16 protein-coding genes and 1 tRNA gene are annotated in these 15,387 nt (G+C 42.3%); 9 read left to right on the top strand and 8 right to left on the bottom strand.

Annotation, left to right across the window (positions count from 1 at the left end):
• Positions 1-21 precede the first annotated feature (21 nt).
• Positions 22-1,467 (top strand): DASS family sodium-coupled anion symporter, encoded by a 1,446-nt coding sequence (locus H6550_08510; GenBank protein ID MCB9046169.1) that lies wholly within the window; start codon positions 22-24, stop codon positions 1,465-1,467.
• Between the two features lie 4 nt (positions 1,468-1,471).
• On the opposite strand, the gene H6550_08505 is transcribed toward H6550_08510, so the two are convergent.
• From H6550_08505 to H6550_08495, 3 genes are all read right to left on the bottom strand, one after another.
• Entirely contained in the window at positions 1,472-2,035 is a 564-nt protein-coding gene (locus tag H6550_08505; protein MCB9046168.1) for a DinB family protein, read from the bottom strand.
• Positions 2,036-2,125: 90 nt separating this feature from the next.
• A tRNA-Leu gene (locus H6550_08500) sits at positions 2,126-2,209 on the bottom strand.
• 61 nt (positions 2,210-2,270) lie between these two features.
• Positions 2,271-3,416, bottom strand: a complete 1,146-nt coding sequence (locus H6550_08495; GenBank protein ID MCB9046167.1) for a HAMP domain-containing histidine kinase — start codon at positions 3,414-3,416, stop codon at positions 2,271-2,273.
• Positions 3,417-3,506: 90 nt separating this feature from the next.
• Between H6550_08495 and H6550_08490 the strand changes: the two genes are divergently transcribed.
• The 7 genes from H6550_08490 to H6550_08460 all read left to right on the top strand — a co-directional run bounded on the left by H6550_08490 (position 3,507) and on the right by H6550_08460 (position 8,776).
• A complete protein-coding gene (locus H6550_08490; GenBank protein MCB9046166.1) occupies positions 3,507-3,725 on the top strand; it encodes a hypothetical protein in 219 nt (72 codons plus the stop codon).
• A gap of 18 nt (positions 3,726-3,743) precedes the next feature.
• Positions 3,744-4,793: a glycosyltransferase family 2 protein gene (locus H6550_08485; GenBank protein ID MCB9046165.1), complete on the top strand. Its 1,050-nt coding sequence runs from the start codon at positions 3,744-3,746 to the stop codon at positions 4,791-4,793.
• Positions 4,794-4,925: 132 nt separating this feature from the next.
• Positions 4,926-5,690, top strand: coding sequence for a hypothetical protein (locus H6550_08480; GenBank protein MCB9046164.1), 765 nt, complete (start codon positions 4,926-4,928; stop codon positions 5,688-5,690).
• Positions 5,691-5,699: 9 nt separating this feature from the next.
• Complete coding sequence (locus H6550_08475; GenBank protein MCB9046163.1) at positions 5,700-6,005, top strand: DUF4288 domain-containing protein; 306 nt, start codon at positions 5,700-5,702, stop codon at positions 6,003-6,005.
• A 45-nt stretch (positions 6,006-6,050) separates the two neighbouring features.
• A complete protein-coding gene (locus H6550_08470; protein MCB9046162.1) occupies positions 6,051-7,055 on the top strand; it encodes a histidine kinase in 1,005 nt (334 codons plus the stop codon).
• Entirely contained in the window at positions 7,048-7,785 is a 738-nt protein-coding gene (locus H6550_08465) for a response regulator (protein ID MCB9046161.1), read from the top strand. The genes H6550_08470 and H6550_08465 overlap by 8 nt, the downstream gene beginning before the upstream one ends.
• A gap of 94 nt (positions 7,786-7,879) precedes the next feature.
• A complete protein-coding gene (locus tag H6550_08460) occupies positions 7,880-8,776 on the top strand; it encodes a hypothetical protein (GenBank protein ID MCB9046160.1) in 897 nt (298 codons plus the stop codon).
• Positions 8,777-8,793: 17 nt separating this feature from the next.
• Here the strand turns inward: H6550_08460 and H6550_08455 are convergent, their stop codons facing one another.
• From H6550_08455 to H6550_08435, 5 genes are all read right to left on the bottom strand, one after another.
• Positions 8,794-9,093: a hypothetical protein gene (locus H6550_08455; protein MCB9046159.1), complete on the bottom strand. Its 300-nt coding sequence runs from the start codon at positions 9,091-9,093 to the stop codon at positions 8,794-8,796.
• Between the two features lie 4 nt (positions 9,094-9,097).
• Positions 9,098-10,285, bottom strand: a complete 1,188-nt coding sequence (locus H6550_08450; protein ID MCB9046158.1) for an aminotransferase class I/II-fold pyridoxal phosphate-dependent enzyme — start codon at positions 10,283-10,285, stop codon at positions 9,098-9,100.
• Between the two features lie 143 nt (positions 10,286-10,428).
• Positions 10,429-13,272, bottom strand: coding sequence for an insulinase family protein (locus H6550_08445; protein ID MCB9046157.1), 2,844 nt, complete (start codon positions 13,270-13,272; stop codon positions 10,429-10,431).
• Between the two features lie 80 nt (positions 13,273-13,352).
• The gene (locus H6550_08440) at positions 13,353-13,847 is read right to left on the bottom strand and encodes a hypothetical protein (protein ID MCB9046156.1); all 495 of its coding nucleotides are present in this window, start codon (positions 13,845-13,847) and stop codon (positions 13,353-13,355) included.
• A complete protein-coding gene (locus tag H6550_08435; GenBank protein MCB9046155.1) occupies positions 13,844-14,362 on the bottom strand; it encodes a hypothetical protein in 519 nt (172 codons plus the stop codon). Before H6550_08435 ends, H6550_08440 begins: the two co-directional genes overlap by 4 nt.
• Positions 14,363-14,434: 72 nt before the next feature.
• On the opposite strand from H6550_08435, the gene H6550_08430 reads away from it, so the two are divergent.
• Entirely contained in the window at positions 14,435-15,262 is an 828-nt protein-coding gene (locus H6550_08430) for a hypothetical protein (protein ID MCB9046154.1), read from the top strand.
• Positions 15,263-15,387 lie beyond the last annotated feature (125 nt).

Raw genomic sequence — 15,387 nt, 5'->3', positions numbered from 1 at the left:
TACTGTTAACCAAAAATAAACATGAACAAAAGCAAGGCAAGAATTGCAGCATTACTTGCAGGCATATTGATATTTCTGTTCATCCTGTTGTCTGACACTTTTATGCTGGACAATAAAGCAACAAAGGTAATGGCCGTAGCTGCGCTCATGATCACATGGTGGGTAACACAGGTTCTACCAATGCCTGTGGTAGCATTACTGCCGTTATTGCTATTCCCATTATTAGGCATAGCCGGAATAGACGAGGTAGCTACATCATATGCCAATCCGATTATTTTTCTGTTTATGGGTGGCTTTATGATAGCCCTGGCAATAGAAAAATGGGGGCTGCATAAGCGCGGCGCACTATCTATCATACGCGTTACCGGTACCAGTGGAAACAGGATCATACTGGGATTTATACTTGCATCAGGACTGATGAGTATGTGGCTGAGCAATACAGCTACTACTATGATGATGTACCCCATCGCGCTTAGTGTTATAAAGGTGATGGAAGACAGTAATACAGGTAAGGGGAATGTAACCAACCTGGGCATTTGCCTGATGTTGGCTATTGCTTACTCCAGCAACTTCGGTGGTATAGCTACTATTATTGGTACACCACCCAATGTAGCCTATGTAGCTTATTTGCAGGAAGAAGCCGGATACACTTTCCAGTTTGCAGACTGGATGAAATTATGTCTTCCTATTTCTCTTATATTATTACTCACACTCTATTTCCTGATGGTCAAAGTACTGTACCCTAATCACATCCCTTCCAACCATCACACGAAAGAGCTGATAGGCGGAGAGCTAAAGAAGCTTGGAAAGTTATCTGCAACTGAAAAGCGCGTATTGGGTATTTTTCTAATAACTGCATTTTTATGGATCACCAAAAGTTTAATTAATGAATACCAAACTTTGTTCAAGCTCAACGATTCTATGATTGCTCTCCTCGGTGGTATACTCATGTTTGCTTTTCCATCAGGCGCTGCTGAGAACAAACCAATTCTCGAGTGGCATGATACAAAAAATATGGCCTGGGGGATATTAATATTATTTGGAGGAGGTATTGCTCTGGCAGGCCAACTGGAAAAAGCTGGTATTATTGAAAGCCTGGGTGATTGGATAGCGGGTTATGCAACAGGAGGAATACTGCTTGTCTTCATTGTTACTATAGTCTCTATCTTCATAAGCGAAGTAATGAGCAATGTAGCGCAGGTAATTGTATTTGCCCCGGTTATCGGTGGTATGGCACAAGCACTGCATATAGACCCTTTGCAATTGGGTATTGCTATGACACTAGGTGCCAGTTGTGCCGGTATGTTACCTATGGGTACACCTCCAAATGCGATTGTATTTGCCAGTGGCAGACTGAAATTACACCATATGACCACAACAGGTTTTGTCATGAATATTGTGTCCGCAGTGCTGATAACGTTGTTCTGCTGGTTTCTGCTCCCTCACCTGGTGGCACGCATCATATAATACCTCAGTAATACCTGTAGTGTGGCGGACGGATACCTGCAACACGTATATAAAGGTTGGCTTTGGCTTTATGATTGCTCAAATGGTCGTGAGCAAAATACATACCTTCCAGCCGTGTCATGGTATTACCCATATAAGATTTCACATGCTCGTGCAGCAGTTGGTCATCAGACATACTGGCTATATTGGCACGGGCAGCTTCCAATCGTTCTTTTACAAATTTTTTCAGGTCGTCCTTGGTCATCTCTGCGGCATTCACCTCAGGTATATTTTGCGGTCGTGGAATATCTTTCAGGAACAGGTTCGTGATCATTTCAGACGAGATACCAATATGTATGATCTGTTCTGCGAATGTACGTATGCTGTCATGAGGCTTGTAATTGAGCATATTATCCGGCATTGAATCTACCAGTTCAAGCACCTGTTCAATGGCAATGTCCCATACTTTCACATGTCCTTCTGATATTGCATACGATACGGGCTCATTCTCTTCAGCATTTTGACCGCATTGTGCAAAAAACAATATTACCAGAACCGGGATAAAAACTTTGAATAGGTTGCTCTTCATTGTCACCTGTTTATAAACTATTACGTTGTACAAACATAATGACTAATAAGCAAAAAAAGGATGAAACATATGTTTCATCCTTTTCACATGTGCGGCAGAGGAGATTCGAACTCCCACGCCCTTGCGAGCACAACGACCTCAACGTTGCTTGTCTACCAGTTTCAACACCGCCGCAAATGCCTGAGGGATTGCAAATGTAATGTCAATTTTAATAAACTCAAAAAGCAAAAAAAGATCATCTCCTCAGGATAATGCGAAAAGTTGTTCCTTTCCCGGTTTCTGTTTGCTTAACTAACAATGAACCATGATGATATTTTTCAATAATACGTTTAGAGAGGGACAGGCCTAACCCCCACCCTCTTTTCTTGGTAGTAAAACCCGGATCAAATATTTTCTTTACCAGGTGCTTAGGTATCCCCTTTCCTGTATCTGCCACATCAATACGTATCTGCTGTGGCGTATCCTCTACCTTTATGCTGATCGTACCCTTCCCTTCCATTGCATCCAGCGCATTGCGCATCAGGTTTTCCAGCACCCAGTCAAAAAGAGGCCCGCTGATATTGGCAGGTATCTCATGATCCATTGCGGCAAGCGTAATATTTACCTTTGCAGGCGACCTCTTCTGCATATATTCAGCCATATTCTGCAAACGCACACGCAAATCTTCCTCCTCAAGCACGGGTACGCTGCCTACTTTGCCAAACCTGTCCGCCACTAGTTTCAACCTGTCAAGGTCTTTTTGCATTTCGTCCAAAGCATCCTCATTGGTCTTGTCGTCTTTAAGTATCTCCAGCCATCCTTCAATAGAGCTGAGAGGAGTGCCCAACTGGTGTGCTGTCTCTTTTGACAAACCAACCCACACCTGGTTTTGTATAGATCGATGAGCAGAACTTAAAGCTATTAACACGACAACCAGGAACAGCATGATAATAGCCAGTTGTACATAAGGGAAATACCTCAACTGCGTAAGCAGGTACGATTCACCATAGTACACATAATGCTTGCCCAGCCCGTAACCCAGTTCGGCTTCAATAGGTGGGCCAACTTCTTTAAAATCTTCCAGTTTTCTTTTAAGATAGTTAGGATCCTTTCTCACTTTTGCCGTATCCAGGTTATTGTATTGTTGAATAACACCGGAATCATCTACAGCGATGAATGGTATCGTGGTATTTTGAGATACGAAACTGGATGCGAATATCAGGTCTTGCCCGAGTGATGATTCATCAACCATAATTTTAATACCTTCGGCCACCTGTTCCATCTTCTTCCGCTCTTCTGCTGCCAGTTTTGCAGCCAGCTGGCTGGTATAATACAGGGATGCGCCCACAATACATAGAGCTGCAAATATTAAATAAGTTTTCCAATTGAGATACTGGCGCATGAACACAATGTACGTACAACGAAATGACTATAAAAATATTATGATTTTGACTGAATATCTACTATTTTTGTCACTGCAAATATTGCCTTAATGGAGATGCAAAATAATAACGAAATAAAAGACCTGGACAACCAGGCAGATATAGAGCTAAGTAAGCCGTCCAAATCCCGGTTCCTGTTTTTATTATTCTTTTTCGGGATATTCATCTTTGCATGGTCAGGTTGCTACAACTTGTACGAGCACAGCTATAAGAGCAATAAGGACGTAGAGGTTCCCGATAATACGAAGTACGACCCCAAGTATAAATAATCATTAGCTTACACGCCAATGATTGTCTGTACCAATGATACCGCCGTTGTAATACTCAGTTACAATGGTAAAAAGTGGCATGAGCTCTTTTTACCGGAAATTGTTGCCGAGGCCACTACTGGCTACGATGTTATTGTTGCCGATAATGCATCTACAGACGATACGCTGGAATATGTACAGAACAGATTCCCGTCTGTAAAAACGCTCCATATCCCGCTCAACAGGGGTTTCTCCAATGGCTATGCCGAGGCACTGAAAAAGATACAGGCCAAATACTATATACTGCTCAGCGCCGATTTTGAGGTCACAAAGGGATGGTTCCCTCCCTTGCTGGCTGCTATGCAGCGATACCCCGGCCTTGCTGCATGCCAACCTAAAATAAGATACTGGAGAGAAAAAGAATACTTTGAATATGCCGGCGCAGCCGGTGGCTTCATGGACAGTTACGGCTATCTCTTTTGCCGCGGCAGAATATTTACAGAACTCGAAAAAGACAACGGCCAGTACAACGACGATATCGAAGTATTCTGGGCATCAGGCGGATGCTTCATGGTGCGTGCCGATCTGTATCATAAATACGGCGGACTGGACAATGACCTGTATGCACACATGGAGGAGGTAGATCTGTGCTGGCGACTGAAAAACGGCGGTTATAAAATAGGCTACATTGCCGACTCTACGGTATATCATGTAGGAGGCAGTGTCATCAGCTATGGCAGCCCGCAGAAATTATACTATAATTTCAGAAACAACCTGATACTGTTGCTGAAAAACGAGAAAACAAGCCGCCTTCTATGGCTTTTCCCGCTCAGATTCATATTGGATGGAGTGGCCGGAGCCAGGCTGCTTCTTACAGGTCATTTCACAGAAACCTTTACTATTATCAAAGCACATTTCCATTTTTACGGCAGCCTGGGCAAATGGCTGCAACGTAGAAAAGAATGCAAAAAACAGGTATCTCATCGCAACGAATCAGGCAGAATGAAAGCCAGCATAGTGTGGCAATTCTTCGTTCTACGTAAAAAGACATTCAATAAGCTGAAATGGGAGCCTGAAAGACTTAAATAGCTTGCTACTTACCCCTTTACCGACGTTTCCCGGCCATTGACCGACAATTGATAATATTTTACCTAATATGCTTTCCCGCCGGGTAATACTTGTTATACATTTGTATCATCAATTCAACAAAACAGATCTGATATGAACCAGATACGCGATAGACACAGGCCGTTTGACAGAATGCGGCGCAGAAGGAACAGCGGCGATAAGAGATGGTTTGGGGTATTTATACTTGTTATAGGAATAATTATTATGCTCAGGAAGTTTGACGTCTTTTACTTCAGCTTCCACACTATGTGGCCATGGGTATTGATTCTCATAGGTAGTATTATAGGGGCCAAAAGCCGCTTTCAGAATCACGCATGGTGGATACTAATACTCATAGGCTCTGCACACCTGATACCTGTATTTACCATTTTCGGAGTTACGTCTAAGGCCCTGCTCCTGCCTGCAGCTATGATCATACTGGGTGTTTTACTCATTCTGAGGCCTCAGTCAAAAAAAAAGTACTGGAACGATGGGAGATGTGACAACAACATACGAACTGTAACTAATAACGATAGTATGCTTAGTGTAGATGTTACCTTTGGTGGACATAAAGAGATCGTAACATCCAAAGACTTCAAAGGTGGCTCAGTCTCTGCTACCTTTGGCGGTGCCGAGATAAACATGATGAATGCCGGTAGCATTGACAAAAAAGTCAACCTGAACCTGAAAGTAACTTTTGGTGGTGTAGAACTGATAGTTCCTTCCAACTGGGAGATCAAGAATGAGTTGCAAACAACCATGGGTAATGTAGAAGACAACAGACAATTGTATACCAATACCGATAGCTCTGACGAAAAAACCATATTATACCTGACAGGCAACTGCAGCTTTGGTAATATTGAGATCAAATCATATTAATACTACTTTATGAAAACATTCGCATCACAGATCATCTACTCAATCAAATGCGACGGTGTATTTACCGGGCAATATGATGAACAATGGAGACTGGTGTTTGCAGAAGATGAGGAGCGTGCAATAGAAGAGGCAAAGACCGTTGGCATGAATGAGTCATCTATTATGGTCGACAGGCATGGTCGTACTATCAGCTGGGAACTGATAGCTATAAAGGACATCAGGGAATTACAACTGGGACACGGCTCTCTTCTGTCGTCAAAAGTTATTGACGTTACAGCCATAGCGTCCCCAGTCTGGAAACTGGAAGCCGTATAAAAAGCCAGGTCATTGCCTTTATCCAATAAAAATATAACGTGGTTTTTGCCGCTATCAGCATTTTCGATAGCGGCAGGCCACTTTATATTCCTGCATTTCATCTACAATATAGACACCTATACAGCGCTGACAGACAGCACTATCTCTGCTATATACATGTTACTGGCATTCTGGGGTATTGCCCAGTCAGTTAAGGTATACCCTACGCGAGTCGGAGTTACCTTATATAGTCTATTCGTGGCTGTATTCCTTGGCTTTTGCACCGTATACCTCAGCACAATAACTATCAGGTGGTGGCTGGATACCGGCGACAGCTATTACAGCCATTTCCTGGACAGTTCAGGGCCGGTACGTTATGTCATCTATTGGCTGCTCTTTAGTTGGATAGCTACTTTTTTTGCACTAAATAAAAGTATTACCACCCAGGAACAGAAGTTCAAACAACAGGCAGACAGTTCTGCATTGCACAAGGAAGCTGAGTTATTCAAATTACGCCAGCAATTGCAACCACATTTCTTATACAACAGCCTGAACTCGATCAATGCATTAACGATAATAGAGCCCGCCAAAGCCCAGGAAATGGTAGGTAAATTATCAGATTTCCTGCGCAACTCGGTTCAAAGAGAGGCGAAAGAAAAAATTCCTGTACAGGATGAATTAGACTACCTGCGCAATTACCTCGCCATTGAGTCCGTTCGTTTCGGAGACCGCTTGAATGTGACATTCAACCAGCAGAATGATATCAAAGGAACAATAGCCCCATTCCTGTTACAACCGCTGCTGGAAAATGCTATAAAATTCGGACTGTATGGCAATACAGGTAGTGTAACTATTGCTATAGATATAAAAGCTAAGAACGGGTTGTTGATATTCACTATCTCCAATCCATACGACGCACAGACCAACAATTCGCCCAAAGGAACAGGTTTTGGACTGGCAGGGGTACAGCGTAGGTTATATTTGCTATATGCACGTGCCGACCTGCTGGAAACCTCCAAAGACGGACAAATTTTCACCACTACGCTAAAAATACCACAAGACAATGTTTAAGGTAATACTCATTGATGACGAACCATTGGCCAGGCAACTACTCAAAAGCATGTTGAAAGACAACAACCAATTCGAAGTAGTTGCAGAATGTGGTGACGGTTTTGAAGGCTTCAAAGCTATCCAGCAACATCAGCCCAACCTGTTATTCCTGGATGTACAAATGCCCCGTCTGAATGGATTTGAAATGCTGGAGTTGCTGGATGAAGCCCCATCTGTAATTTTCTGTACCGCATTTGACGAGTATGCCATGAAAGCTTTTGAAACACATGCAGTTGACTATTTATTGAAACCTGTTACCAAAGAACGTTTTGAAAAAGCCATTGAAAAATTTATTTCACAGGCAGGTTATGTACGTGAAAACAACCTGGGCAATCTTGCTGAAGAACAGGTATACGAAGGTTATCAGAACAGGATAGTTGTAAAAGACAACGGCGTGATACGTATTATCCCTGCATCAGACATTCTGTATATTGAGGCAAATGATGACTACATCAAAATATTCACCAAAGAAGGCCATTTCCTGAAAAAGAGTACGCTTACCAGGATTGAGAACAGCTTTGACACCGAAGCATTCATTCGCGTACACAGGTCATATATTGTTCCTGTAAGCCAGTTGATACGTATTGAACCCTATGAAAAAGGTAGCCATATCGCACTGCTGCAATCCGGAGTAAAAGTACCCGTCAGCAAAACGGGTATGGAGAAACTCAAAGACACATTAGGCTGGTAAGGTCTGTTCTTGTTTTCATTGCACCGGGTATTTACATTATATCAGATAAATAATATATTTATGTTCTATTAAATAGGGATAAAACATAAATATCATGGCATCATCAGAATCAAACTCGTCAGCAGAAAGCGGTTTCTTTGACAGAAAAGCAACACGCGACTTTGGCAAGGCAACAATGTCCTTGACATTTATTCTTAACGTAATACTGGCCATCGCCGCTAATATTACCACGAAAGGTATTTCTAACCAGGTAATGATCATACTCATATTGGTATTGTCGGCTTTATATGTACTTGTTTTTATCAAAAGAGCCAAAGACGAGTCTCTGCCGCAATACACAATAGCTTCTGCCATAAATATTGCATTGCTGTTTACCTCTTTGACCGGTACCAATAAGTTCCTCGATAATGTAAAACCATCCTTACCTGCTGGTTCAGCAACAACAACACAAGCCTCTGTAAGCGACATCTTATATCATGTGATATTTCCTGCACAAAGCATATTCAGCGAAAAACAAGAAGCACTGGAAATATTAAATGCTACAGAAGAGAACATCAATGCCGCAAGCAATATTATTGGCAATATCGTAACAACCAACCAGGAAAGTATCAGTAGTATTTCTTCTGTTGTTGATTCGGTAAGAAACTATGTTGGCTACATTGAAGACAAATACAACGCAGTAAAGAATACTGCAAAGAACACCTTAAATAGGTATAACGAGGCATATGCATCGGCACCGCCCCCACGCCCCGCAGCACTGGCAAAACCGGCACCTGACATGGATATAAGTGATGAGAATGTATCCGGAGTGGCTGCTCCGGAAGCCAGGCCTGAGGAAGCTGATGATGTACAACCCGATACTGTTGCCCAAACCGAAACGATGCAACAATTGCAGGTGCAGCAGCAACAACTTGAAGAACAAAAACAGCAACTACAGAAACAGAAGGAGGAGCTGAACCGGATACGTGCCAAATGGTCCGCAACCCGCTGATAACTTTAGCAAACGGGCTATTCCTCTCTTTGACTATCAGGCATCTGTTCAAGTATTCGCCTTACCAGCAGGTAGCCACCAAGGCCGAAGAACATAATAGTAACAACCAGCAGTGGATGGCTCTGCATAAACATGAAAATATCGCTCTGCGTATATGGGCCATTATACATGATACCCAATAGCGTTGTACCTCCAATTAGATAAAAGCCAAAGTACGCCAGGAAGGTCAATGTGACCCACTTAGCCACACTTACGCCCTTTTGCTTTGCCAGTTGGCCATTACGCCACGAGCAAAAAATACTTAATAATATATCCATTCACTTACACTCCTTTCATAAACTCTGTTATGCTTTCTTTGATATGCGCTATCTGTTCGTTATTCAACCCGTGATGACAAGCCAGCAACATACCACCGCGCATCACTTTATCAGCTTCAGGGTAGCCACCAGAAGCAGCTTTGTGCGGCTGGTTCTTGAAGCCCGGCTGACGGAGGATATTTCCGGTGAAAACAGTTCGTGTCTGTATATTACGTTTCTCAAGGAATATCTGCAGGTCCTGGCGGATGAAAGGTGCTGTATCCCTAATGGTCAGGGCCATGGCAAGCCAGCCTGTTCTTGAATCTGGTAATTGTTTTGGCAACACGAAATATTCCTCATATTGCTCAAAGAACGAACGCAGATTATTATAATTAGCAGTACGTGCATCTATATTCTGTGCCAGCTTACCCAATTGTACCAGCCCAAACGCAGCACCCATTTCAGAGCCTTCTATATTATATCCGGGTTCCTCAAATACAAATTTTGCATCGTAAGGAATTCCCTCCAGTTCAACATTGAAACGGTTCTCTATCTTCTCTGATTCAACAAACAATGATGAACTCCGGCCCCAACTGCGTAGCAGTCTGCCACGGTTATAAAACGCTTCAGAATTCACACACAGCATGCCACCATTACCGGCACAATTAATAATGTGTGAACCATAGAAACTGGTAGTGCTCATATCGGTAAAACGGCCCGAAGACGCACCACCTATCTCAGCACCCAGAGTATCAGCCGAATCCTCCAGCACAAACAAGTCATGATCGTCTGCTATCTCCCTCAACGCTTCCCAGTCCGGCAGGTTGCCTATCAGGTTAGGTATGATCATAGCTCTCGTTTTCGACGTGATCATTTCTTTTACCTTATTCACATCAATATTGTAAGTACCTTCTTCCACATCAACAAACGCCGGCACCCAGCCTTTCTTAAGCTGTGGGGCTACAGTGGTAGAAAAAGTAAGAGCCGGTGTAATTATCTCAGCACCTTTATCATAATTCAGCAGATCGGCTGCCAGGTACAATGCAGATGAACCGCTGTTCACCATCAAACCATACTCTTTATTATATAAGGCTGCTATCTTTTCTTCCAGTTCGCGTACGTTTTTTCCCATCTGGGTGGAGGTACGCAGCACATTTACTACTGCTTCTATTTCTTCTTCTCCATGAACGGTCTTACCGTAGGGTACGTGTATGTAATCTGTTTGTAGCATATATCAATGTTAGGTAGCAAATATAGGTGTTAACTTTTAATTTCATTAGTTAACGCTTTCTGAAAAATTAATACATAAAGAAGCCGCCATACAGGCGGCTTCAAGCTCAAATATATTATATTTTATTATTGCACAGGATTGCCATCGGCATCCAGTTCCACAACCTCATAACCCAGGTTTTGAAGACTATCCCATACCTTAGCTTTATCACCTACCAGCAATACATTCATTTGGTTCATGGGTGGCAACTTCTGTTGGTTGACCCCATTTACCTCATCCAGTGTCATTTTAGCCAGCATATCATTCTGTTGTTTAGGATAATCTGCAGGCAAATGATAATCTAATATACGAGACAAAAATCCTGCTTTCTGGAAACCGGACTCATAATTCCTCGCATCGCTCTGCCCTATAGAATTCTTGGTAAATGCAAGTTCATCAGCTGTCATGCCGCCCGATTTATAATCATTAACTATTCTCATTATATCCCTCATGGCGCTGTCGGTAGCATCTGCTTTTATACCCGCACCAAATGTATATTCACCTGTGTACTTATTGGCGGAATAACCGGCCCTTGCACCATAGGTCCACCCTTTATCTTCACGAAGATGCAGGTTAAGACGACAATTGAATGCGCCCCCTAATGGATAGTTCATGATATAACTTTTGTAATAATCGCCCAGGGGATCATAACGCATATCGTTTACAGCTCCTATCCTGAACTCGGTCTGTGCCGCACCGGGTATATTCACAAAATATAATTTCGCTTTGGTAACTGCCGGTGTCTTTGGTAACGTAGGTAATTCAACTTTGTTATCAGGCAGTTTCTGTAAAAAGCCCAGTTGCTTAATTGCTTCGTCTTGCTTTATATCACCAACAACAACGACTTTTGCTTCATTTCTTGAAAAATAACTCTTGTAATAATTTTCTACGTCTGCCAACTCTATGTTTTCTAAGGTCTCAACCGTACCACTGGCCGGCCATCCAAGGATATTCTTATCAGTGTACAGGATCTTATCAAAAACGGTACCGGCAACATAGGTAGGGCGAACTTTTGCATTTTTCAGGTTTTCTATGTTGCGCTTTTTATTCCTGTCAAATGTATTCTGTTCAAATTTTGGGTTCAATATCTTCTCTTCCAGCAACTTCATTGTCTTGTCTGCATTCTTACGCAGTGTCCTTACCGTTACATTTACACCGTCTAATGATGTGCTGAAACGAATGCTGCTTCCCAATTTATCCAGCTCAACACTCATTTGTTCAGCCGTATAATTCTTCGAGTCTTCGTTCATCATATCTGTAAACAGATCTGCCAAACCAACTTTGTTCATATCGTTAGCTTCCAGCATATGCCCGCCTTTAAATTCAAGCAAATAGGTAACAACAGGTATTTCACTTGTTTGCGTACCGATCACATTTATTTTTCCGGGCAACTCAGCGGTCCAGAAATCAGGAACGTTTACTACAGGATTAGGACCGCTCATGGGTATCCTGCTCCTGTCAAAATTATCTTTGGCTTTGTTGTATTTCAGTCCGCTGTAACCATAGTCCGGAGCTTTATAACCTTTTTCAGAAACTATATAATTATCCGGAGCTGCTATATCTTGCTCATCAGCCTTTGTCACTACGCTCACCACCAGCCTGTTCTTACCTTTTACATACTTGTTATAAACACGCATTACATCTTCCTTAGTCACACTTTTATACCTTGCCAGCTCTTTACCAATGCGGTTGGCATCTCCTGTAAAGGTGTAAAATGCGGCAAGTGTAGACACTTTGCCTGATACACTTTCAAGACGATTGATGAGTGAAGCCTCCATTGAATTTCTGAATTTTTCAATATCCTCATCAGTCACACCACGCTCTTCAAATTCTTTAAGTGAAGCGTCCACTATTTTTTCGCAATCTGCCAATGAATTTCCGGGAAATGGCAAAACAGAAATTGCCAGGTCTCCTGCCAGTTCACTACACGGGTTAGAAACACTTGCACTTAATGCCTTCTGGCTCTTTACCATATTTTTATAAAAGATCGAGTTTTTACCTTGCCCCAATATTTCCGCCAGGCAATCCAGCGGCGCTTCATCAGGATGGTAATTCGGAACACCGGGGTAAGTAATATACAACAACGGGCGTTTGGCATAGTTGTCAACCATAGATACATACCTGTTCTTTTCAAGTTGCACCGCCGGTAATATTGTCTTGCTAACTTCCGGCCCACGTGGTATAGAAGCAAAGTATTGCTGAACCATCTTCAGCACTTCGTCCGTATTTACGTCTCCTCCAACGGTAAGAACTGCGTTATTTGGTCCGTACCAGCGCAAAAAGAAGTTTTTCAGGTCCTGTACGTTCACCCTGTTAAGGTCTTCTATATATCCTATGGTCAGCCATGAATACGGGTGCCCATAGGGATAAAGGTTTTTAGAAGCATATTCACGTAACAACCCGTACGGAACGTTATCGTACCTCTGTCCCCTTTCATTCTTTACAGTAGCGCGTTGCACTTCAAACTTCTGCTGGGTAACGGCATCCAGCAAAAAGCCCATACGGTCAGCTTCCAGCCATAACATTTTCTCCAGCTGGTTACTGGGTACAGTTTCAAAATAGTTGGTCCTGTCCTGATTTGTCGTTCCGTTCAGTGTACCTCCGGCCTCAGTAATGATCTTAAAATGCTGCTCATCAGCCACATTGTCCGACCCCTGGAACATCATATGCTCAAAGAAGTGAGCAAAGCCTGATTTACCTATTTCCTCTCTTGCAGAACCTACGTGGTAGGTTACATCTACATGCACTATAGGGTCAGAGTGGTCCTCGTGCACAATAACGGTCAGCCCGTTATCCAATACAAACCTTTTATAAGGTATTACCAGTTCGTCACCTTTCTTTGTAACGGTCTCAACCAGTTTTGCTTTCGCCTGTACATTGGGCGCATACAAAATACATGCCGCCACCAGGGCAATAAAAAAACGTTTCATTATACAGTTGCTGTTTTTAAGAACTCTAAAAATAGTTTATTATTCCTTAATGTGCAGGGGGATTTAGCAGGTGAATTCTCTTACTGCTTGGTCAGGGTGTACACTATTCCCATACTATATACTCCCCCATTATATCCGAATCCGGGGTTGAAACTCACATCGATATTGAAATCATGCTTGTTGGTGCCGCTTCCTTTTTGCCCGCTCCTGAGTTGTTGGCTGGTTGTACTCAATGTTTTGAAATTACTATGACCGTTGATGCGTATCCCCATCACTCCCGACGGCATATCTGTACTCCCGCTCTTGCTGAGTGGCGTGAAATTTGCACTTTGCGCCGCAAATGACACGATCCAGTTAGTATTGCTTTTTACCTTGATATTTGCATAGTTATTGGTCACAACACCATTGAAATAGTCATTCGGGGTACTGAACGATATAACACCACTCAGACTGGTAACGGTAATGGATTGTATTGAATACACAATAAAATTGCCCGAAACCGAACCGTTGGTCTGTGCTTTTATATAGGTTTGGCTACCTGCCAGGAGTAATATGGTTAATAATAAATACCTCAAGGCTGTGTCATTGTAAATAATATAGTAAAATTATATTGCCCTTCCGGGTAATCATAACCCAATGGCAAAAGGCTCACGTCATAAAAGAAATTGTTAGTGCTATTATCTTTTGACTGCTGAAAAAGTAACTGATCATACAAAGTTAGCTGTAATGGCCCTGATACAACATTTTTAAGTTTCTTAGCATTATTACTTCTCATTTCGAGTTCTATCGGTATTGTATTCTGGTTGGCCCCGCTGGGTGTACTATAGTTAGATGCCTTGGCGTACACAGTACAGTCACTGCTTTTACTCTTGAATTTCAGTTTAATGGCATTGGAAACAGTTTGTTTATTTTCAAAGTGCGATGGTTGGCTGACCGTGAAGTTAATAGATGACTGCAGGTCCACCTCTATATAATTATTCTTATCGCCGCTATCTTCAGGGTCATCGTCATCATGCTTCTTATACCCGTCGTGCGAGAATGTTACAAAACCTGTAAGGAGCATTAATGCTATGAGGTATACATATCTCATATGAAATTAAACTGTTAATTTGCTTTGTAATTGCTGACAAAAGTAGTTTTTTTGCACTGCATACTAACTCATATGAAAAATAACCTTCTTTTTTTATTCACAACTTTATTTTGCCTGGGTATTTTTCACTCAACAGTTTCCGGGCAAAATCTGGGCGTTTATCCTACCACACTTGATTTTAAACTTTCAGGTGGTCAGAGCGAAGCTCAGGTCATAAGTCTTTCCAATGGTTCGGCCAACAAGGTACAATTCAGGGTATATCTCAACGATTGGGTCAGGGACTCTGTCGGCGGGCATATTTATTATGAACCGGCTACTACCGAACGTTCATGTGCAAAATGGCTGACGATCGACAAGAACTTCATCGAGCTACAACCGGGCGAATCCACACAGCTTACGGTTCAGATGCTGGTACCTACCGATCCGGCAGCATCCAGCCAGATGAAATGGGCGATGCTTTTTATTGAAACCGTAGAAGAGAATGTAAGTAAAGATGATAAGACTGCCCAGGCTTCTGTAAAAAACCTGATACGGGTGGGTGTGCACATATACCAGACACCTCCGGGCCTTTCAGAGAAATCTATCAAAGTGATCGATTTAGTGCCGAACAAAGAGATACCTAACACTTACGACCTGGTATGCAAAAATACAGGAGATGTGATGATAGAATGTAAAGCATACCTGCAACTGGCAGCCGCAAATGGAGAGGAAACAAAGCTTGATTTTATTGAGTTCCCAATGTTCCCCGGACAGAAACGTTACGTTACTTTCGAGCTGCCTAAGAACTTACCTGATGGAAAATATAATGCTTTAGGCGTACTGGACGCGGGAGAAGATATTCCACTTGAGGCCGTTGAAAGTAGCGTAGAAGTCAAAACAGTCACCGATAGTTCTAATTAAAACAGCGCAACATAAAGCAATGAATGACAATCAGATACGATTTTTGGTTGTCATTTTTTTTGTTAATAAGTTGTTTTTCGGAAGTTAATTGTATTATATTCGTATTGTATAATGGTTTTCACCAT

The sequence above is a fragment of the Chitinophagales bacterium genome (assembly GCA_020636495.1).
Taxonomy (GTDB): Bacteria; Bacteroidota; Bacteroidia; order Chitinophagales; family Chitinophagaceae; genus UBA5543.
The sequence above is the reverse complement of the archived record's forward strand: the minus strand, read 5'-3'. Positions and strand labels throughout refer to the sequence as shown.

Coding starts and splice junctions, on each gene's coding strand:
- H6550_08460 (MCB9046160.1), top strand. CDS start 7,880: ATGGCATCATCAGAATCAAACTCGTCAGCAGAAAGCGGTTTCTTTGAC.
- H6550_08465 (MCB9046161.1), top strand. CDS start 7,048: ATGTTTAAGGTAATACTCATTGATGACGAACCATTGGCCAGGCAACTA.
- H6550_08505 (MCB9046168.1), bottom strand. CDS start 2,035: ATGAAGAGCAACCTATTCAAAGTTTTTATCCCGGTTCTGGTAATATTG.
- H6550_08510 (MCB9046169.1), top strand. CDS start 22: ATGAACAAAAGCAAGGCAAGAATTGCAGCATTACTTGCAGGCATATTG.
- H6550_08435 (MCB9046155.1), bottom strand. CDS start 14,362: ATGAGATATGTATACCTCATAGCATTAATGCTCCTTACAGGTTTTGTA.
- H6550_08445 (MCB9046157.1), bottom strand. CDS start 13,272: ATGAAACGTTTTTTTATTGCCCTGGTGGCGGCATGTATTTTGTATGCG.
- H6550_08495 (MCB9046167.1), bottom strand. CDS start 3,416: ATGCGCCAGTATCTCAATTGGAAAACTTATTTAATATTTGCAGCTCTA.
- H6550_08490 (MCB9046166.1), top strand. CDS start 3,507: ATGGAGATGCAAAATAATAACGAAATAAAAGACCTGGACAACCAGGCA.
- H6550_08485 (MCB9046165.1), top strand. CDS start 3,744: ATGATTGTCTGTACCAATGATACCGCCGTTGTAATACTCAGTTACAAT.
- H6550_08455 (MCB9046159.1), bottom strand. CDS start 9,093: ATGGATATATTATTAAGTATTTTTTGCTCGTGGCGTAATGGCCAACTG.
- H6550_08430 (MCB9046154.1), top strand. CDS start 14,435: ATGAAAAATAACCTTCTTTTTTTATTCACAACTTTATTTTGCCTGGGT.
- H6550_08475 (MCB9046163.1), top strand. CDS start 5,700: ATGAAAACATTCGCATCACAGATCATCTACTCAATCAAATGCGACGGT.
- H6550_08480 (MCB9046164.1), top strand. CDS start 4,926: ATGAACCAGATACGCGATAGACACAGGCCGTTTGACAGAATGCGGCGC.